This window comes from Microbispora sp. CA-135349 (assembly GCF_050947365.1).
Taxonomy (GTDB): Bacteria; Actinomycetota; Actinomycetes; order Streptosporangiales; family Streptosporangiaceae; genus Microbispora.
Window position 1 is genome coordinate 4,405,242 of record NZ_CP192001.1, and the last position, 19,175, is coordinate 4,424,416.

At 72.7% G+C, this 19,175-nt stretch carries 17 protein-coding genes, 1 pseudogene and 1 riboswitch; of the genes and pseudogenes, 6 read left to right on the plus strand and 12 right to left on the minus strand.

What is annotated here, in order from left to right; genetic code table 11:
• The first annotated feature begins 6 nt into the window (after nt 1-6).
• Entirely contained in the window at nt 7-1,503 is a 1,497-nt protein-coding gene (locus tag ACQPZZ_RS20625) for a precorrin-2 C(20)-methyltransferase (RefSeq protein WP_432920535.1), read from the plus strand.
• Here the strand turns inward: ACQPZZ_RS20625 and ACQPZZ_RS20630 are convergent.
• From ACQPZZ_RS20630 to cobF, 4 genes are read right to left on the minus strand one after another with little or no spacing between them, the layout of a single operon-like run.
• The gene (locus tag ACQPZZ_RS20630) at nt 1,491-2,255 is read right to left on the minus strand and encodes a cobalt-precorrin-6A reductase (protein WP_363638242.1); all 765 of its coding nucleotides are present in this window, start codon (nt 2,253-2,255) and stop codon (nt 1,491-1,493) included. The genes ACQPZZ_RS20625 and ACQPZZ_RS20630 overlap by 13 nt on opposite strands.
• Nucleotides 2,243-2,995 (minus strand): precorrin-4 C(11)-methyltransferase, encoded by a 753-nt coding sequence (gene cobM, locus ACQPZZ_RS20635; protein ID WP_363638244.1) that lies wholly within the window; start codon nt 2,993-2,995, stop codon nt 2,243-2,245. The genes ACQPZZ_RS20630 and cobM overlap by 13 nt, the downstream gene beginning before the upstream one ends.
• The gene (gene cbiE / locus ACQPZZ_RS20640; protein ID WP_432920539.1) at nt 2,992-4,227 is read right to left on the minus strand and encodes a precorrin-6y C5,15-methyltransferase (decarboxylating) subunit CbiE; all 1,236 of its coding nucleotides are present in this window, start codon (nt 4,225-4,227) and stop codon (nt 2,992-2,994) included. The genes cobM and cbiE overlap by 4 nt, the downstream gene beginning before the upstream one ends.
• A complete protein-coding gene (gene cobF, locus ACQPZZ_RS20645; RefSeq protein WP_432920542.1) occupies nt 4,224-4,982 on the minus strand; it encodes a precorrin-6A synthase (deacetylating) in 759 nt (252 codons plus the stop codon). The genes cbiE and cobF overlap by 4 nt, the downstream gene beginning before the upstream one ends.
• Before the next feature lie 47 nt (nt 4,983-5,029).
• Nucleotides 5,030-5,211, plus strand: a riboswitch (cobalamin riboswitch).
• Between the two features lie 28 nt (nt 5,212-5,239).
• Here cobF and ACQPZZ_RS20650 point away from each other — a divergent pair.
• Both ACQPZZ_RS20650 and ACQPZZ_RS20655 read left to right on the plus strand, forming a co-directional pair.
• Complete coding sequence (locus ACQPZZ_RS20650; RefSeq protein ID WP_363410733.1) at nt 5,240-5,452, plus strand: CbtB domain-containing protein; 213 nt, start codon at nt 5,240-5,242, stop codon at nt 5,450-5,452.
• A gap of 10 nt (nt 5,453-5,462) precedes the next feature.
• Entirely contained in the window at nt 5,463-6,218 is a 756-nt protein-coding gene (locus ACQPZZ_RS20655; RefSeq protein WP_432920545.1) for a CbtA family protein, read from the plus strand.
• 10 nt (nt 6,219-6,228) lie between these two features.
• On the opposite strand, the gene ACQPZZ_RS20660 is transcribed toward ACQPZZ_RS20655, so the two are convergent.
• Both ACQPZZ_RS20660 and ACQPZZ_RS20665 read right to left on the minus strand, forming a co-directional pair.
• On the minus strand, nt 6,229-7,074 hold the full coding sequence (locus ACQPZZ_RS20660) for an NAD-dependent protein deacetylase (RefSeq protein ID WP_432920548.1): 846 nt from the start codon (nt 7,072-7,074) through the stop codon (nt 6,229-6,231).
• 30 nt (nt 7,075-7,104) lie between these two features.
• The gene (locus ACQPZZ_RS20665) at nt 7,105-7,662 is read right to left on the minus strand and encodes a YceI family protein (RefSeq protein ID WP_432920551.1); all 558 of its coding nucleotides are present in this window, start codon (nt 7,660-7,662) and stop codon (nt 7,105-7,107) included.
• Nucleotides 7,663-7,746: 84 nt separating this feature from the next.
• On the opposite strand from ACQPZZ_RS20665, the gene tsaA reads away from it, so the two are divergent.
• Together tsaA and ACQPZZ_RS20675 are read left to right on the plus strand one after the other, a co-directional pair.
• Nucleotides 7,747-8,190: a tRNA (N6-threonylcarbamoyladenosine(37)-N6)-methyltransferase TrmO gene (gene tsaA / locus ACQPZZ_RS20670; RefSeq protein WP_432920554.1), complete on the plus strand. Its 444-nt coding sequence runs from the start codon at nt 7,747-7,749 to the stop codon at nt 8,188-8,190.
• Between the two features lie 871 nt (nt 8,191-9,061).
• Nucleotides 9,062-10,411, plus strand: coding sequence for a glycoside hydrolase family 30 protein (locus tag ACQPZZ_RS20675; protein WP_432920557.1), 1,350 nt, complete (start codon nt 9,062-9,064; stop codon nt 10,409-10,411).
• A 73-nt stretch (nt 10,412-10,484) separates the two neighbouring features.
• On the opposite strand, the gene ACQPZZ_RS20680 is transcribed toward ACQPZZ_RS20675, so the two are convergent.
• A complete protein-coding gene (locus ACQPZZ_RS20680; RefSeq protein ID WP_363638261.1) occupies nt 10,485-11,357 on the minus strand; it encodes a universal stress protein in 873 nt (290 codons plus the stop codon).
• 260 nt (nt 11,358-11,617) lie between these two features.
• On the opposite strand from ACQPZZ_RS20680, the gene ACQPZZ_RS20685 reads away from it, so the two are divergent.
• Nucleotides 11,618-12,316 carry a CBS domain-containing protein gene (locus ACQPZZ_RS20685; RefSeq protein ID WP_432920560.1) on the plus strand — a complete coding sequence of 233 codons (699 nt, stop codon included), beginning with the start codon at nt 11,618-11,620 and terminating at the stop codon, nt 12,314-12,316.
• Between the two features lie 863 nt (nt 12,317-13,179).
• Here ACQPZZ_RS20685 and ACQPZZ_RS20690 read toward each other — a convergent pair.
• From ACQPZZ_RS20690 to ACQPZZ_RS20710, 5 genes and pseudogenes are all read right to left on the minus strand, one after another.
• Nucleotides 13,180-14,520 (minus strand): annotated as a pseudogene (locus ACQPZZ_RS20690) (BTAD domain-containing putative transcriptional regulator); the annotation flags it as partial.
• A gap of 69 nt (nt 14,521-14,589) precedes the next feature.
• Nucleotides 14,590-16,746, minus strand: a complete 2,157-nt coding sequence (locus ACQPZZ_RS20695) for a peptidase domain-containing ABC transporter (protein WP_432920563.1) — start codon at nt 16,744-16,746, stop codon at nt 14,590-14,592.
• Nucleotides 16,743-17,789: a TIGR04500 family putative peptide maturation system protein gene (locus ACQPZZ_RS20700; protein WP_432920566.1), complete on the minus strand. Its 1,047-nt coding sequence runs from the start codon at nt 17,787-17,789 to the stop codon at nt 16,743-16,745. Before ACQPZZ_RS20700 ends, ACQPZZ_RS20695 begins: the two co-directional genes overlap by 4 nt.
• Nucleotides 17,779-18,786 carry an MvdC/MvdD family ATP grasp protein gene (locus ACQPZZ_RS20705; protein ID WP_432920569.1) on the minus strand — a complete coding sequence of 336 codons (1,008 nt, stop codon included), beginning with the start codon at nt 18,784-18,786 and terminating at the stop codon, nt 17,779-17,781. Before ACQPZZ_RS20705 ends, ACQPZZ_RS20700 begins: the two co-directional genes overlap by 11 nt.
• A gap of 108 nt (nt 18,787-18,894) precedes the next feature.
• Nucleotides 18,895-19,080 (minus strand): hypothetical protein, encoded by a 186-nt coding sequence (locus ACQPZZ_RS20710; protein WP_363638271.1) that lies wholly within the window; start codon nt 19,078-19,080, stop codon nt 18,895-18,897.
• Nucleotides 19,081-19,175 lie beyond the last annotated feature (95 nt).

Here is a 19,175-nt window from a genome sequence, read left to right on the forward strand (position 1 = left end):
CGTGACGTGACAGGTACCCTCTACGGCGTCGGCCTCGGCCCCGGCGATCCCGAACTGATGACGGTGAAGGCCGCCCGCCTGATCGGCGCGGCCGACGTGATCGCCTACCACGCCGCCCGGCACGGCCGCAGCATCGCGCGCTCCATCGCCGCCCACCACATGCGCGACGGCCAGATCGAGGAGCTGCTCCAGTACCCCCTGACGACCGAGACGACCGACCACCCCGGCGGCTACCAGGGCGCGCTCGACGACTTCTACGCCGACTGCGCGGCCCGGCTGGCCGCCCACCTGGACGCCGGGCGCGACGTCGTCGTCCTGTGCGAGGGCGACCCGCTCTTCTACGGCTCCTACATGCACATGCACAAACGGCTGGCGCAGCGCTACCCGGCCGAGGTCGTCCCCGGCGTCACGTCGATCGCGGGCGCGTCGGCCGTGCTCGGCCGCCCGCTGGTCGAACGCGACGAGACGCTGACGGTCCTGCCCGGAACCCTGCCCGCCGGCGTGCTGGCGGAGAAGCTTCGCGGCACGGACTCCGCGGCGGTGCTCAAGCTGGGCCGCACGTTCGAGAAGGTGCGCGACGCCCTCGCCGAGGCCGGCCGTCTCGACGAGGCCTGGTACGTCGAACGCGCCACCACCGACGCCCAGCGCGTCGCCCCCCTGAAGGACGTGGACCCCGGCCAGGTGCCGTACTTCTCGCTGGCGCTGATCCCGAGCCCGGCCCAGCTCACATTCGTGCCGGAGACCGTGGAACGCACCGGTCCCGGCGAGGTCGCGGTCGTCGGCCTCGGCCCCGCCGGACGGCCCTGGCTGACCCCGGAGGCGCAGGAGGTGCTCGCCGGGGCCACCGACCTGGTCGGCTACGGCCCCTACGTGGACCGCGTCGCGCCCAACCCGCGCCAGACCCGGCACCGCACCGACAACCGCGTCGAGGCGGAACGCGCGCGTCACGCGCTCGATCTCGCCCTCGCCGGGGCGCGGGTGGCGGTCGTGTCGTCGGGTGACCCGGGCGTCTTCGCGATGGCCAGCGCGGTGCTTGAGGCCGCGGCCGACCCGCGTTACGCCGACGTCCCGGTGCGGGTGGTGCCCGGCCTGACCGCCGCGCAGGCCGTGGCGAGCCGGGCGGGCGCGCCGCTCGGCCACGACTACTGCGTGCTGTCGCTGTCGGACCAGCTCAAGCCGTGGGAGGTGGTCGCGGGCCGGATCTCCGCGGCGGCCCGCGCCGACCTGGTGCTCGCGATCTACAACCCGGCGTCGAAGACCCGCACCTGGCAGGTCGCCGCGGCCCGTGACCTGTTGCTCGAACACCGCGACCCGGCCACGCCCGTGGTCGTCGGCCGCGACGTCGGCGGCGCGCGGGAGTCGGTCACGGTCACCACGCTCGGCGAGCTCGACCCGGCCGCGATCGACATGCGCTGCCTGCTGATCATCGGCTCGTCCACCACCCGCGTCGTCGAACGCGCCGGGCGGGCGACCGTCTACACTCCGCGCCGTTATCCCGTGTGATTTTCCATGTGATTTTCCGTGTGATCGCGAACCCAGGCGACGGCGTCGGCGACGTCCGTCACCTGGGTGACACCGCCGGGCGCCGGGGGCCGGTCCACCATGACGACCGGCAGCCCGAGTTCGCGCGCCGCGACCAGCTTGGCGCGGGTCAGCTCCCCGCCGCTGTCCTTGGTGACCAGCACGTCGAGCCGGTGCTCGCCGATCAGGGCGCGCTCTCCCGCCACCGTGTAAGGCCCCCGGTCGAGGATCACGTGGACGTTCGCGGGCACCGGCGGCTCCGGCGGGTCCACCGACCTGGCCAGGAACCACAGCCCGGTCAGCGGCGCGAAGACCGGCAGGCTGCGGCGGCCCGTGGTGAGGAACACCCGGCCGCCGAGACCGGGCAGCGCGTCCGCCGCGGCCTCCAGTGACGGCACCCGCAGCCACGCGTCCCCCGGCCCCTCCGACCAGCCCGGACGCCGCAGGCCGAGCAGCGGCACACCGGTCGCCGCGCACGCGCGCGCCGCCGATTCGCTCATCGTCCGCGCGAACGGATGCGTGGCGTCCACCACCGCGCCCGGGCCGTGCCCGGCGATCCACCGGGTGAGCCCCTCATGGCCGCCGAAGCCGCCCGAGACGACCTCGCCCACCGGCAGCCGGGGATCGGCGACCCGCCCGGCCAGCGACGACACCACCCGGAGACCGGGCAGGGCGGCCAGTTCGGCCGCCAGCGCCCGCGCCTCCGCGGTGCCGCCGAGGATCAGGACGAGCACGCCCGGTCCCGCTCGGCCGAGTAGAGGTGGCTGTCGCGGAAATCGTGCGCCGCCAGCGCCCGGCCCACCACGATGACGGCGGTCCGCTTGATCCCCGCCGCGATCACTCGATCGGCGATGTCGTCCAGGGTGCCCCTGATGATCTCCTCGTCGTCCCGGCTGGCCCGCGCGACGACCGCCACCGGGCAGTCCGCCCCGTACGCGGGCAGCAGCTCGGCCACGACGGCGCCGATCCGCTGCACGGCCAGGTGCAGCACCATCGTGGCGCGGCTGGCCGACAGCGTCGCGAGGTCCTCGCCGGGCGGCATCCGGGTGGCGCGCGCCGACGTCCTGGTCAAGATGATGGTCTGGCTCACCTCGGGCACCGTCAGCTCCCGCCCCAGCGCCGCGGCGGCGGCCGCGAAGGCGGGCACTCCGGGGATCACCTCGTACGGCACACCGTGCGCGTCGAGCCTGCGCATCTGCTCGGCGACCGCGCTGAACAGCGAGGGATCGCCCGAGTGCAGCCGGGCCACGTCGAGCCCGGCGGCGTGCGCCGCCGTCATCTCGGCGATGATCTCGTCCAGGGTGAGGTCGGCGGTGTCGACGAGCCGCGCGCCGGGCGGGCAGTCGGCGAGCAGGTCGCGTGGCACGAGCGACCCCGCGTACAGGCACACCGGGGCCGCCTGCAGGGCGCGCAGCCCGCGCACCGTGATGAGGTCGGCCGCGCCGGGCCCCGCACCGATGAATCGAACCGTCACTGCTCGCGCTCCTTCCGCGCCGTCCAAATGGTCACCGGCATCAGGGGACGCCACCCGGTGAAGCCGCCCACCGGCGAGGCGCGCTGCACCGACAACCGCACGAGGTCGCCGCCGAGCCGCGCGTGCCACGTGGCGAGGACCGCCTCCGACTGCACGGTGACGGCGTTCGCGACCAGCCTCCCGCCCGGGGCGAGGGCGTCCCAGCAGGTCTCGACCACGCCGGCCCCCGTCACGCCGCCGCCCACGAAGACGGCCGCCGGGGCCGGCAGCCCGTGGAGCGCGTCCGGCGCGGCGCCGGTGACGACCCGCAGGCGCGGCACGCCCAGCGCGTCGGCGTTGCGCCTGACGCGGTCCGCCCGCACGGGGTCGCGCTCGACGGCGACGGCCCGGCACGAGGGGTGGGCGCGCAGCCATTCGACGGCCACGCTCCCCGAGCCCGCCCCCACGTCCCACAGCAGCTCGCCCGGCAGGGGCGCCAGCTTGGCCAGGGTGACCGCGCGCACCTCCTGCTTGGTCAGCTGCCCGTCCGACTCGTACGCGTCGTCCGGCAGCCCGCAAGCCCTCCCCAGTGGCGCGGCGTCGGGGACGTCGGCACAGGTCACGGCCACGATGTTCAGGGCCGGCATCGGCTCGGCGCCCGGCCGGCCGGCGCCCGTCCAGTCTGCGGCCGTGCCGTCATGGCGCGACTCGGTCGCCGCGCCGAGATCGCCGAGTACGGTCACGCGGCTCGCCCCGTATCCCCGCTCGGTCAGCAGGGCGGCGACCCGCGCGGGGGTGCCCGCGTCCGCGCTGAGGACGAGGACGCGGCGGCCCGGCGCGAGCGCGGCGGTCAGCGTGGCGAGCGGACGCCCGACCAGGCTGACGGTCTCGACGCCCTCGGCGGGCCAGCCGAGCCGCGCGCAGGCCAGCGTCACCGACGACACGTGCGGCAGCACGCGCAGCCGCTCGGGCCCGAGCAGCCGGGCCAGCGTCGCGCCGATCCCGAAGAACATGGGATCCCCGCTCGCCAGCACCGCGACCGCGCGTCCCGCGTGCGCGTCGAACAGCCCCGGCAACCCCGCGACCAGCGGCGACGGGTACGGCACCCGCTCGGGGGCCAGCGACGCGGGCAGCAGCGCGAGCTGCCTGGCCGACCCGACCACGACGTCCGCGGCGGTCAGCTCGGCGCGCGCGGCGTCGGTGAGGCCGGCCCAGCCGTCCGCGCCGATCCCGACGACCGACACCGGCCTCATCGAGCGGGTTTCCTGAGCAGGTAGGCGTCCATGACCCAGCCGTGCGCCGCGCGCGCCTCCGCCCTGCGCCGCCGGATCTCGCCGGCGACCTCGCGCACCGGCCCGGCCAGGAGGATCTCGTCCTCGGTCCCGACGTAGGCGCCCCAGTAGACGTCCGCGTCGGCGGCCTCCGGCAGGTCGGCGAACGCGCATCCCGCGTCGAGCATCACCACGATGTCGTCTGCGGCCTCGACGTCGGCGGGCAGGCGGCGTCCGGTCGTGATGTGCAGGGGCCTCGCGACCCTGGTCAGGCTGACGCGGTGCCGCGCGGCCAGCGCCGACACGCTGCTGATCCCCGGGATCACCTCGTAGTCGAACGGCTCCCCGCCCCTGGCCAGGACGTCCTCGACGATGGCGATCGTGCTGTCGTAGAGGGCGGGATCGCCCCAGACGAGGAACGCGCCCACGCCGTCCTCGGGCACCTCGTCGGCGATGAGCCGCGCGTAGACCTCCGCCCGGCGGGCCCGCCAGTCGGCCACCGCCTCCACGTAGGCGCCGCTCGTCCGGTCGCGTTCCGGGTCGCGTGCCTCCACCACCCGGTACGGCTCCCGCGCGTGGGCCGCGATCAGCTCGCGCCGCAGCCGCACCAAGCCGTCCTTCTCTGCACCCTTGTCGAGCAGGAAGAACACGTCCGCCGAGGCGATCGCCGCGGCGGCCTGGAAGGTGAGGTGGGCTGGGTCCCCGGCGCCGATGCCGATGATGAGGACGCGCTTCATAGGTCACGAGTATGGACCACGGCTTGACGTACTTTTGCAGACGGTGCACGCTCTAGGGGACAATTGCAGACAGAGGCGACGGTGTGCAGGAACCTGGTGCGAATCCAGGACGGTCCCGCCACTGTGACCGGGGAGTGTCCCCCGCTTGTGACCACGGCCGAGACGGCTGGAAGGTCGGGCGACACGATGACCCGGGAGTCAGGACACTGACCCGTTGTCCTCCATCACCGGGGCGAGGCACCCCGTGAGGAGAAATCATGGCTCAGCCGGCCATTCCCGTATCCCGGCCCCTGCCGGTCACCATCCCCGTGCGCGAGATCCTGCCCTGGGCGGTCTTCGCCGCCGTGGTCGGGCTCATCCTGATCTACTTCGTCGGCGCGGAGCAGGGCGCCACCCACCTCATCAGCGGGCACACCGTGCACGAGTTCGTGCACGACGGCCGCCACCTCCTCGGCTTCCCCTGCCACTGAGGCCCGCCGGATGCCCACCATGCGCTCCCTGCTGGTGCGCGGCATGCTCGTCGGCCTCGTGGCCGCGCTGCTCGCGTACGTCGTGGCCTGGTTCGCCGGCGAACCCCAGGTCGCCGCCGCCATCTCGCTCGAGGAGGCCAAGGCCGCCGCGACAGGAGCGGCACACGAACACGAACTCGTCAGCCGGACCGTCCAGGAGACCGCCGGCCTCCTGACCGCCCTGCTCGTCTACGGCGCCGCACTCGGCGGCTTCTTCTCCATCGCGTACGCCGTGGCCCACGGCCGCCTCGGCGCCCTCGGCGCCCGCGCCACGGCCCTCGTCGTCGCGGCCGCCGGATTCGTCGTCGTGTACGTGACCCCCATCCTGAAGTACCCGCCCAATCCCCCGGCCGTCGGCAACCCCGACACCATCGGCCGCAGGACCGCGCTGTACTTCACGATGATCCTGGTCGCGCTGCTGGCCGCCGCGGTCGCGACGTACGCGGGCCGCGCCCTGTCGCCCCGGCTGGGCGGCTGGAACGCGACCCTCGCGGGCATCGTCGTCTACGCCGTCCTCGTGGGCGTCTCGTACGCCCTGCTGCCCCCGATCAACGAGGTGTCCGGCGACTTCCCCGCCGACACCCTCTGGTGGTTCAGGGTGTCGTCGTTCGGCGTCCAGTTCGCCCTGTGGGCCGCCATCGGACTGCTGTTCGGCGGCCTCACCGAGCGTTCCCTGCGTCAGGGCGTCCGTGCCGAGGCACGACTGCGTCCGGCCGGAACAGCCTGACTCCTCTCAACTAGCGGAGGGCCTCCAGGAGAGAGGTGAGGGCCGGTCCGAGGGGGGCGTCGAAGGTCATCAGCGCCTCGCCGTCGCCCCGGGTCGGCCCCTGATTGATTATCGCGACGGGGATCGAGCGGGCGGCGGCGCGCCGGACGAACCGGTATCCGGACATGACGGTCAACGAGGATCCCAGGACGAGCAGCAGACCGGCCCGCTCGGTCAGCGCGTAGCACTCCTCGACCCGTGACGGCGGCACGTTCTCGCCGAAGAACACCACGTCGGGTTTGAGCACGCCACCGCAGCCCTCGCAGTCCACCGTGCGGAACGTCTCGATCTCGTCCACGGCCAGAACGGCGTCACCGTCCGGATTGATCATCTCCGAGCGGGCCCGCCAGCCGGAGTTGGCCGCGCGCAGCCTCCGGTCGAGCGCGTACCGCGAGGTGCGGTGCCCGCAGGCCAGGCAGCGCACCCGATGCAGGCTGCCGTGCAGTTCGACGACCCCGTGCGCACCCGCCGCCTGGTGCAGACCGTCCACGTTCTGCGTGATGATCCCGGCGACCAGGCCGCAGCGCTGCAGTTCGGCCACCGCGCGATGCCCGGTGTTCGGCGCGGCGTCCACGATGTGACGCCATCCCAGGTGGCTGCGCGCCCAGTAGCGCCTGCGGGCGGCCGCGCTGCTCACGAAGGTCTGGTAGGTCATCGGGTCGGCCCTGCGCCTGCGGCCGGTCTCCCCTCGGTAGTCCGGGATCCCGGACTCGGTCGACAGGCCGGCCCCGCTGAGGACCACCACCTCGCCGTCGGCCACGAGATCGGCCAGCAAGCCCCACCGCTCGGCAATTCCCGCGTCGCGCACCACAGTCACGCATCCATGGTGCCCGAAGCATCACACATGTCAGCCCCGCCCCTCCCCCAGCCGTACGTCGAAGATGACCTCGACCTCGTCGCGCAGCTTGAGCGCGCCGAAGAACGCGGAGTAGGGGCGGATGCCCCACTCGGACTGCACGACCGTCGCCCGGCCGCGCGCTCGTCCGTCCGCGAACGCCCCGTCCACCGTGACCGGCCGAGTGGCGCCCATGATTGTCAGCTCGCCCTCCACGCGGAACGCCTCGGGTTCGCCCACGACCCGGGTCGACCGGAACGTGACCAGCGGGTGCTGATCCGCTTTGAGGACCTTGTCACGCATGTTCTTCTCGATGTCGACGCGATCGGAGTCGGTGAGCGGCTTTACTCCGCCCGTGCCTTCCCGGACCCGCATCGAGGCCACCTCGGCCTCCACCGTCACCCGGCAGCCCGCCAGGTCGTCCGGCGCCACCACCGCCTCGCCCCGCCACCGGGTGACCTCGATCGTGAGGTCATGCCCGGCCTTGGCGCCCAGCCCGGCCCGGCCGGTGAGGACCAGGAGCCGGCCGGACCTCGGCCCCAACGCGTACGTGCCCGCCTCGACGTCCATTTCGTGGGCATTCCCGCGGAACGGTCCGGAGATGTCGGCACCGGATGACATCGTGGTGATCCATCGCCAGGAAGGAAACGGATCATGAGCGAGCCCGAGGCGTTCACCGGAACATCCACCGGGACATTCACCGTGCGGCCCGTCGGCGTCGTACGGTCCGTGCTGACCGACCGTGCCGAGGCGCCGCGGCAGGGGCGCGAGGGGGCGCCGGACGCCTGGTTGGAGATCGACCCGCCCGTCACGGAGGCGCTCGACGGGGTGACGGCGGGCGACGAGGTGCTCGTCCTCACCTGGTTCCACCAAGCCGACCGCGAAACCCTGCGGGTCCATCCGCGCGGGGAGACGAGCAATCCGGTGGCCGGCGTGTTCGCGACGCGCTCCCCTGACCGCCCCAACCCGATCGGCCTGCACCGGGTCACGGTCCTGGAGATCGACCCGGCGAGGGGCCTGCGGGTGCGGCCGCTGGAAGCCGTCGACGGCACTCCTGTGCTCGACATCAAGCCCGTGCTGGACGCGGCCGAGCGGTGACAACCCACTGAGCTCCTTTACTATGTAGATTTCCCTGACGCTCCGAGCCCCGCCGGTCACGGGGTCCCCCTACGCCTGGCATGGGCCGGCTGGTAGATGAAGGCCCAGCGGCCGGTGCAGGCGACCCCTTCCCATGAATGCGATCGGCGTTCGCAAAAAGGGCGGGTGCGCGACTCGGCACGAAGCCCACAGGCGATCGAATCATGCAGAATTCGAGGACGCGGGCTTTCGCGCCGGGCGGCAAGGAGAGGCGCGTGGGCCGGCGAACGCACCGAAACAACCCCATGACCGTCCGCCGCCCGGCTTCACCCAGCCGGCCCGGCGTGTGACCTATTACCGGTAATTGATCAGAAACTTTCGGACTGGAGCTGATGTTTCGGGCCGGATTTGAGGCCTGCCACTAACAGCCGTCAAGAGCGGCCGCGTAGCCGCCGCGACCACGCACCCCCGGAAGGGGGACCCGTGATCATGAAGCATTTTCGCAGGCAGAACCCTTAATTCTTCGGCCCTTACATGGCCGGGGCCAACCGAGGCAAGCGGAGCCCCCACGAAGGCGTCCGTCGCCGGGCCGACAGGCGCGGCGCGCGACCCCCCGGCCGGCGAGCGGGTTTCCACCCCTCGGACCGGAGGAGCGGCCTGAAATTTTCGCCAATCCCGCCCGATGTATTGAGCCGGACTATCCGGCGTGCTATCACTATGGGTGTTCCCATTCAGTGCGATTTCCAGGCCCCTGCCGAACTTCGGGGTTTGCCGGGCGATCTCGGGTCTGCACAAATTCCCGCCTCAATCATCAGCCACGATTGTTAGCGCTATCAATGTGATGCCTGTTCGGCCACCAAGAGCTCCCCGACAACCGAACACCGGAGTAGCCATGCGTAGACATCTGATCTTGGCTTCACTGCTCGTCGTTCCACTGATCTGGCAGGCGCAGCCGGCGACCGCGTCGGCGGTCGCCATCGACATCGACAACAGCGCCAAGTACCAGAAGATCGACGGGTTCGGCGTCTCCACTGCGTTCCGTCGCAATGAGCTGATCAAAGCCCTGCCGGAGGACAAGCAGCGGGAGATCCTCGACCTGTGGTTCAGCCGCGAGAAGGGTGCCGGGCTCAGCGTCCTCCGGCTCGGCATCGGAGCTAGGCCGGCGGGTGTCCCGTACGACCAGATGGTCTCGATCCAGCCGGAAGACCCGGGCGGCCCGGCCGCGCCGCCGAAGTACGTCTGGGACGGCGACGACAACAGCCAGGTCTGGATGGCGAAGGCGGCCCGGAGATACGGGGTCGAGCGCTTCTTCGCCGACGCCTGGAGCGCCCCCGGCTACATGAAGGACAACGGCGACGCGAGGAACGGCGGCACGCTGCTGCCGGAGTGGCAGCAAGCCTACGCGAACTACCTCGTGCAGTACGCGAAGTTCTACAAGCAGGAAGGAATCAAGATCACCGACTTGGGCTTCACGAACGAGCCCGACTGGACGGCCCCCTACGAGTCCATGCGCTTCACTCCTGAACAGGCCGCCCAGTTCGTCAAGGTGCTCGGCCCGGCGGCCACGGCCGCGCACGTGAATCTGGTGTGCTGCGACTCGTTCGGCTGGAACCAGGCCAAGGCGTACACGGAGGCGATCGAGGCCGACCCCGAGGCGAGGCGCTGGGTGAAGGTCCACACTGGGCACTCCTACGCCAGCCCCCCGACCTCCCCACTGCCGACGGGCCGGAACACCTGGATGTCGGAGTGGGGCCCCAGCGGCAACACCTGGGACGAGAACTGGGACGACGGCAGCGGCCAGGACGGCATGACGGTCGCGCAGGCCGTCCACGACGCGCTCACGCTCGGCAGCGCCTCCGCCTACATCTACTGGCTGGGGGTCTCGAGCGGTTCCACCAGGGCGTTCATCAGCGTTGACACCACGAACAGCACCTACCGGGTGTCCAAGCGCCTGTGGGCGATGGCCGCTTACAGCCGGTTCATCCGGCCCGGTGCGGTGCGGATCGGGGCGTCGGCCTCCGACCCCACGCTGAAGGTCTCCGCGTTCCGCAACGCCGACGGCTCCCGCGTCATCGAGATCCTCAACACGGGCACGGGCCCCGTCACCTGGGACACGATCAAGGGGCATGGCCGGGCGAGGGCGTACGTGACCGACGAGAACAACGCGGTGGTCCCCATCGCACTGCGGGGCAAGAGCGTGACGATCGCGCCGCGCGCCCTGACCACGATCGTCCTGGGCTGACCCGTCCCGCATCGCCGAACGAGGGCCGCTCCCGCGCTCCGGCGCCGGTGGGGCCCTCGGCTGGTCCGCGCCTTCAGCTCTCGCCGTCGCGGGGCCTTACGACCGCGACGGGGCAGTGTGCGCGGTGCAGCACGGCATGGCTGACCGAGCCGAGGAGCGCGCCGCGTACGTTGCCGAGCCCCCGGGACCCGACGACCACGAGGTCGGCGACGAGCGAGGCGTCGGCCAGCGCCGGGACCGGGTGGCCGCAGACCGCCGTCTCGACGAGCGGGACGTCCGGGTGCTTGTCGCGCCACGGCGCGAGCCGCAGCCGCGCCGCCCGCGACTCGCTGTCGTAGATCTCGTCGAGCGCCGCGCCGTACCCGACGGCGAAAGGCGACGAGAGCACCGGCATCTCCCAGGCGTACACCGCGTGCACCCGCCCGCGCCGCGCTCTGGCCTCCTCGAAGGCGAACTCCAGGGCGGCCTCCGAGTGGGGCGACCCGTCGAAGCCGACGACGACCTCGTGGTACTCGTCCCGGTGCGGTTTGCGCACCACCACGACGGGGACCTCCGCGTGACCGGCCAGCCCGAGACCGACCGACCCGAGGATCAGGCCCGAGAAACCCCCCATCCCCCGACTGCCGACCACGAGGGCGCCGGCATCGGCCGACCCCGCACGCAACGCCTCGACGACCGTCCCCTCGGAGAGCTCCGTCGTCACCTCCACGCCGGGGGCGATCTCGCGGGCGCGGGCGGCGGCCGCGGCGAGCACACCCTCACAGAACTCGCTGTAGGACTGGGCGAAGCCCTCCACGGCATGGAACGGGTACTCGTGCGCCCACGGCTCGCGCACATGGACGATTCTCAGGCCGTCTCCCCGGCGCCGCGCGTCGTCCGCCGCCCATTCCAGCGCCGCCGTCGCGGGCTTCGATCCGTCCACGGCGACGACGATCTGTCCGGCCATGTGCTTTTCCTCCTGTGCTGAAGCGGTTCGCGGACGCGCGGGGGTCGATGCTCCCGCCCACCATCGCATCGTGTCCGCTGCCCGCCGCGCAGCAGACCAAAGTCCTCAGGCGCCGGGACTTCCGCCCGCCCGGCGCCGCCTGGCCGGGTGCGGACGACCCTGGGACCTTCGGCCCTGCCCCGGATCCCGGCCCCGGGGATGGGATGGAAAGCGCGGGCCGCTCCCCCAGAAGGCGCCCCACGAGCCGGAAGGAGGCCGACATGCACATGAAGGTGCAGGACGTGATGACCACGGACGTCGCGTCCGTCCACGCCGGCACGCCGTTCAGGGACATCGCCGAGCTGCTGATCGCCCGCGCCGTGGGCGCCGTTCCCGTCGTGGACGGGGACCGGCGTGTGATCGGCGTCGTGTCCGAGGCCGATCTGCTGCGCAGGGAGGAGTTCAGGGAGCAGTACTACCGCGAGGGCTACCGGCCGCCGCTGCGCGCGCGGTTGCGCGCCCGCCTCGGACAGCAGGGCGGGGCGCGGGCCAAGGCGGCCGGCGAGACGGCCGCCGACCTGATGACCTCCCCCGCCGTCACCGTCACCGCCGGAACGACCACGGTCGCGGCGGCCCGCCTGATGGACGAGCACGGGGTCGAACGGCTGCCCGTCGTGGACGCCGAGGGCCGGCTGCGGGGCATCGTCAGCCGGCACGACCTGATCAAGACGTTCGTGCGGGCCGACGACGACATCGAGCGGGAGGTGCGCGTGGAGATCCTCGGCCGGAGCCTGCGGGCCGACACCTCCGGGGTCGGCGTCCACGTCCATCAGGGCGTCGTGACGCTCACCGGCCAGATGGACCGGCGCGGCGACGCGCGCACGGCCGTACGGATGACGCGCCGGGTCAGCGGGGTCGTCGACGTCGTGGACGAGCTGCGGTGGAAGGAGGACGACGCCACCACGTGGAGCGGCGGGTGAACGGGTTCCCCCGCGTCCTCCCCTGCGTCGAGAAGCGCTCGGGCACGCCGTGACAGCAGGTCGGCGTGGGTGAGGGGATCGCCGCCGACCGCGGCATGGGCCGCGACGGCCCGGCCCCACCAGGCGGCGGCCTCGGCGTGATCGAGGCTCAGGCTCGCCTGCTCGGCGGCCGCTCGCGCCCAGTGCACGGCCTCGCGGTGGGCACGGCGTCCGGCCTTGACCGCGTGCCGGGCGATGACGGCCACGTCGGCGCCGGGGCGGGAGGACAGGGAGACCATCACGGCGTGGTGGATCTCGGCCTGGCGCGACGGCGGGATGTCGCCGAGGATCGTCTCCCTGAGCAGACCGTAGGCGAAGGCCATGCGCCCGGCCCGGGGAACGATCACCCCGTCCTGCGCCGCCAGGTCCAGCGCCTCGCAGGCGGAATCGCCCGCGATCTCGGTGATCAGCGCGGGATCGAAGTCCTGCCCGACAAGGGCGGCGATCCGCAGGACGTCGCCGGTCCGCGGCCCCAGCCCGGCGATGCGCTGACGGATCGACTCCGACACCGCATCCGGAAGCGTGTCCTGCGTCTGGTTCCGCGTGCGAGCGCCCAGGACCTCACGCAGGAAGAGAGGGTTCCCCCCGGTGCGTTCGACCAGCCGGTGCGCGGTCCGCTCGTCCACCGGCGTCCCCAGATCGGCCGCGAGCGCCCGCACCGCCCCGGTTCCCAGACCGCCGAGGTGGACGCAGGCCAGGTCGTACGAGGCCAGGCCGCCCAGAAGGTCGTGCACGGCGCTCCGATGCGGCGAGGCACCGCACACGGCGGCGACGACGGTGATGGGAGGAGGACTGCCGGGCACGGCACGGGCGAGCACGAAGACGTCCTTGAGCATCTCGAGCGACGCCGGGCCGGCTCGGTGCAGGTCGTCGAGGACGATCACGAGGGGCTGCTCACGTGCGGCGGTGACCAGCCACTGGGCGACCGCCCGGCTGCGGCGCGAGGGTGCCCCGTGCCCGGACCCCGGATGCGACCGGTCGTCCAGGAGACACTCCAGCACGGAGGGCTCGGGCGGCGGGCAGCGTCGCCGCAACTCCTCCGGCACCCGCCTCCACAGCCGGTTGACGCCGTCGCAGCCGTCCCACAGCACCAGACGCCCGCGCCGGGCGCAGTGGTCGCGGAAGGCCGTGAGCAGGGACGTCTTCCCGATGCCCGGTTCCCCGCCGACCACAGCGGCGGCCGGGCCGTCGTTGTCCAGCAGCCTCGTCAGCTCCGCCAGTTGCGTCTCCCGTCCACGCAGGGGCCGCCGCCGCACCGGTTCCGGGCCGGAAGAGTCCGCACCGAGGGACACCGTGCTGAGAGACGCCGCGCTGAAGGACTCGGCGCTGAGAGACGCCGTGCTGAAGGACTCGGCGCTGAAAGGGGCGTGTTCGAGAGAGCCGGCCTGCCGCAGGATGTCGGTCTCGAGCGCGCGCACCCGCGTGCCGTGGCGCGTCCCCGGCCGAGCGTCCAGGAGCCTTCCGGCGCGGCGCAGGACCGCCAGCGCCTCGGCCTGCCTGCCGGTGCGGTACAAGGCGAGCGCCAGCAGGCACCAGAGCCCTTCCCTGAGCGGGTTCGCCTCCGTCTCCCCTTCCAGGTCGGGGATCACCGCCCGCGCCCGGCCCATGTCCAGCAACGTCTGGGCACGCCGTTCCACCGCCACCGCGCGCCGGTCCCACAACCGCGTCACCTCGGCGGCGGCCCACGGCTCGTCGCAGAACTCGCCGTACGGGAAACCCCGCCACAGGCCCAGCGCCTCGTCGAGCAGGGGCAGCGCCTCTCCCGGCGTACGGCCCTCCGCGCGGTCCATCAGTTCGCCGAAGCGCAGGGCGTCCACGTCCGTCGTCGTCAGCGCGTACCCCTGGGGCCGTGCCACCAGCAGCCGCGGCGGCGTCCGCGGAGCACGACCCGGCTCGACGGCGCGGCGCAGGTTCGACACGTACGACTGCAGGGTCGCCCGCGCGCGCGCCGGGGGCGCGCCGCGGAACACGTCGTCGATCAGCTCGCCGAGCGGTACGACCGCACCGTGCGCCGCGAGCAGCCTCGCCAGCAGCGTCCGCTGGCGACGCCCGCCGAGGCCGACGGGCATGTCACCACCGTCGCGGACCTCCACCGGCCCGAGAACGCGGAACCGCATCGCGCCCGCGGCTGCGCAGCTCGTCGTGGAATGGTCGGGGGTGCGCATGTACGTCCTTAAGGTGAGGGTGCTTCTTCACCCCCCACCCAACAAGGACGGACTTGCGGATCATTGGCATCACACTTGGCGACCGCCTGGAGCCGCCGCGGTGACGCCGGGCGCCTGGTGCTGATAGCGGACCAGATCGGCGTAGTGACCGCCGTGGGCCATCAGCCGATCGTGGGTGCCCGCCTCGACCAGACGGCCCCGGTTGAGCACGACGATGAGGTCGGCGTCGCGGATGGTCGACAGCCGGTGGGCGATGACGATCTGGGTCTGCCCGAGCCGCAGCAGGTTGCGGCGGATGCGCTCCTCGGTGACCGCGTCCAGGCTGGCGGTCGGCTCGTCAAGCAGCAGGATCCTGGGCCGGCGGGCGAGCGCGCGGGCCAGGGCGATGCGCTGGCGCTGCCCGCCGGACAGGCGCGCCCCGCCCTCGCCGATGTCGGTGTCGTACCCTTGGGGAAGCCGCACGATCTCGTCGTGGATCTCGGCCATGCGGGCGGCGTGCTCGACCGCGTACCTGTTCAGGCCGGAGAATCCGGCGATGTTGTGCATGATCGTGCCGGCGAACAGATGCGGCTGCTGGGTGACCACGCCCACCTGCCCGCGCAGCCACCGCAGGTCGAGCTCCTCCAGCGGGACCCCGTCGAAGCGGACCTGCCCGGCGGACGGCTCCACCAGCCCCACCAGAACCCGGCCGAGGGTGGTCTTGCCGGACCCGGACGCGCCGACGATCGCGACCCGCGCGCCGGGCGGGATGTGCAGGGAGACGTCCCGCAGCACCGGCGTGCGGGCGTCGTAGCCGGTGCTGATCCCGGTGACGGTGATCCCGCCGCGCAGCCCGCCGTTCAGCCGGACGCCGCCGGCGCGTTCCGGCTCGGCGCTTATCAGGTCGGCGATCCGCCCGATGTGCGCGGCCGCGAGCTGGAGCTGGTAGACGATGCCGAGCAACGACGCAAGCGGCGTGGTGGCCGAGACCGCGAGGGACACCAGGGCGAGCTGGTCCCCCAGCGTCGCGCCGTCGCCCGAGGTGGCGAACACGGCGACGAGCAGCCCCAGATCGAGCGCCAGCCCCAGCGCGTTGCTCGCGGCCTGTACTCCGGCCACATGCCGGTTCCGGGCCGCCCCGGTGATCAGCTCCTCGTCGTGGTGTCCGCGCCAGCGAGCGACGGCGGCCGCCTCGCCGCCGGCGGCCTTGATCGCCTCGATGCCGGTGAGGCTGTCCACCAGAGCGGACTGGGTCGCCGCGTTCGCGTGCACCGCGGCGAGGGCCAGATGGTGTCCGCGACCGGCCGTGGCCAGCACGACGACGGCCTGGGCGACGGCGGCCGCGAGCGTCAGCACCGCGAGCCCGGGCGAGGCCACCAAGAGCAGCGTCAGGTACGTCACGGCGGTGAACAGGTCGAACAGGAAGGTCAGCGACTGCTCGGTGAGAAGGTCGCGGAGCATCGCCACCCCGCTGAGCCGGCTCAGCAGGTCTCCCCTGGACCGCTGCTGGAAGAAGCGGTACGGCAGGGCCAGCGTGTGGCCGACGAGCGAGCGCATGATCTCGGCCGCGACCGAGGTCTGCAGCTTGATCAACGTCCAGGCACGGGTCCACGTGATCAGCGCGTGCACGACGACGACGACGCAGGCGGCCGCCGCGAGCGCCGTCACGTCGACCCCCACCGGCCGGTCCACCACGATCTTGGTGAACAGCGGTACGGCCAGGCCGAGGGCCTGCGTGGCGAGCGAGGCCAGCAGGACGGCGGCGACCAGTCTCCGGTTCGCCAGCGCGGGGGCGACCAGCGGGCGCAGCACCCGCCACGACCGGGACCTGACGGCGGGCGTGAGCCCTGCGGGAGCGTCGGCGAGCAGCACCGTGCCGGAGTAGCCGGCACTGAACTGCCGCTGTGACAGCCGTCGCCGCCCCCGCGCCGGGTCGAGGACGGTGACGCCGTGCGGCGTCACCCGCTCGACCACCACGAAGTGGTTGTTCTCCCACACGGCGATGAACGGCGTGGGCAGCTTCGCGACGGTCTCGATCGGGGCGCGGCAGGCACGCAGCCGGAGCCCGAAGCGGGCCCCGCCCTGGATCATCTCGCGCAGGCTGACCCCGTCGACACCCTCGGGGAGGTGCTCGCGCACCTCCCCGAGACTGGTGCGGCGCCCCAGCGCGCCGAGCACCATGGCGAGGCAGGCCGCGCCGCACTCGCTGCGGGTGAGTTGCATCCGCAGCGGCACTCGCCTGCTCACAGCCAGAACCACCTGATCTCGGAGGTGCGCCGCCGCTCGTCCAGCCACGCCTGGAACGCCGCGTCCCGTGCCGCGTCGAGCACCTCGGGGGCCCCCGGGTCCGGCGGGACGACCTCGTACACGACCCCGGCCAGATGACCGCCGTCGTAGGCGACCGGCCCGGCCGCCGTTCCCGCGGGGACGTCGTGCAGGGGCTCCGGCAGCCGGGGAGTGACGGCCGCGGCGGCCTCCAGGCGCAGGCCTGCCCCATCGCCGGGCGACAGCAGGGCGGCAGTGACCCGGCTCGCGAACTCGCTCACCGGCCCGTCGAGCAGGGCCCGCAGCGGCTCAGGGCGCGGCCCGGTCACCCACGCGGCCCGCCGTACGGTGAACCGCTGCGGGTGCTCGGCGAGGTAACGGCGGGCCGGGTCGCCCGAGAAGCGCTCGCGGATCCGGGCGACGCGCGCCTGCATCTTGGCGTGCCCCCAGAACCCCTCCTCGGAGATGCCGTTCTGGGCGAGCCAGTCCAGGGTCTGCTCGCGGGTGGTGAGCCCGAGCCGCCGGCGGAAGTCGTCGGCGGCCCGTCGCATCTCGTCGTCGGTCACCGGGCGCGGGTCGTCCTCCATCTCGTTCATGAGGATGCGGTGGTCCACCAACTGCTCGTGCACCCGCGGGTCGCGGACGCCGAGGGAGCGGATCGCCGACAGCGCGACCCCGATCGACAGCCCGACCCCGTCGACGCTCAGGATGTTCGCGGCGGCCCAGTGGCTGGAGTGGTCGACCAGCCAGGGAATGCCGTCGTCCACCTGGGCCGACAACGCGACGGAGCCGCCTTCGGGGTGCTCCAGGAGGAGGTCGTAGCCGACGCGGGCCGTCCCGGGTGTCTCGTCGACCACGAGCTGGGCGCGCAGCCACGGCCGCTCGGCCGCCCAGTCCCGCACGCTCCGCTGCGCGTCGTTCACGGTCTCGGGGGTGGCGGGCAGGCCACGCAGAAGCGCGACCGCGTCGGCGAGGTCGTTCGCGAAGGCGGCCGGGAGGGGAAGCGTGCTCTGGTCAGCGGGCATCGGTGGATTCCTTGAAGTCGGGGCGGAGGGTGGCGTCGGCGAGCCAGTCGGCGATCGCGTCACTGATCGGCAGGCCGCTGAGCAGCTCGATGAACCCCCACTGGCCGTTCACGTTTACTTCCAGGAAGACGTACCGGCCGTCCGGCGTCACGATGAAGTCCAGCGCGGCGAAGGTGAGGCCGAGCCCGGCGACCAGCCGGGCGCAGCGCTCGGCCACGTCCGGCGGCAGATCGTAGGCGGAATAGCCCACCTTGGGGTCGTCGTGGTGCCGCCAGTCGACGGCGGTCATCCGTGACACCTGGGAGTCGATGCGGGCGGCGAACACCCGCTCGCCGACGACCGTCACCCGCAGCTCGTACGCCTTGGGCACGTTGGGCTGCAGAATCGCCGGGGCGTGACGGAGCCGGTGCCGTCCGGACAGCCACCGCCGGGTCACCTGAGTGGTGTAGAGGTGACGGGCCTCGTCGTCAAGTGAGAAAGGGACGTAGTCGAGCGTCTTGGTGATCAGTTTGCCGCCGGCCCGGTTCCAGGCGGGGACGAGCTCGTCCGGGTCGTTCGTCACCACGGTCTCCGTCACGGTGAAGCCGAGTTCGGTGGCACGGTGCAGGTGCAGCAGCTTGTTGTCGATCGCCAGGGCGTGCTGCGGCGGCGCCGGCATCCACCGCGCCCCCGTCATGAGGTCGTAGGCCCCGCGGAGCGCCAGCTTGGCGACGTGCCCGGCGAACTCGCGCTGCGACGGCTCCCCCACGTCCGGCGCCGCCGGCTTGCCGGGGCGGCGGTGCCAGACCGCGGTGACCTCGGACAGGTCCTGCGTCTTTCCCCGGTAGGTGAGCGTCTGCCGCCAGCGGCCGTCGGCATAGCGGGTGGTGAGGGCCGAGGCCCCGGGGTAGTCGGCCTCGTCCCACCACAGCAGCGGCACGCCGCGCTTCTCCAGCTTCGGCAGCACCATGTGGACCGAGTCGTCGCGGGCACTACTGATGATCAATAACACGGTCACGTGCTCCTTCGCCATAACGCGATGGGAGCCGGCGCCCGCGGACGCCGGCTCCCCGCTGTTCACAGTCGGGATCCGGTGGCGGTCACCGCGGCCGGATCACCGCGGTGATCAGGTGTTCCAGCAGTCCTTCGTCTGGCTGGCGGTGCAGAGGAAGCCGGTGCCGGGCTTGAGGTCGGCCGTGATCACGCTGCCGTCGTCCAGCACGATGTCGATACCGGCGACGGCGTCCAGGTCCGCCCCGGAGAGCTCGGAGACGCCCGCGGGGAGGTCTTCGATCTTGAGAATGTCACGCATGACAATCCCCCATCTGGTTGTACCGGGCCGCGCTCTGCGGCCCTGCGTCCATCCTGAAGATCACCGTCTGGGGTTTTCTTGGGCCCTCTTGGCCC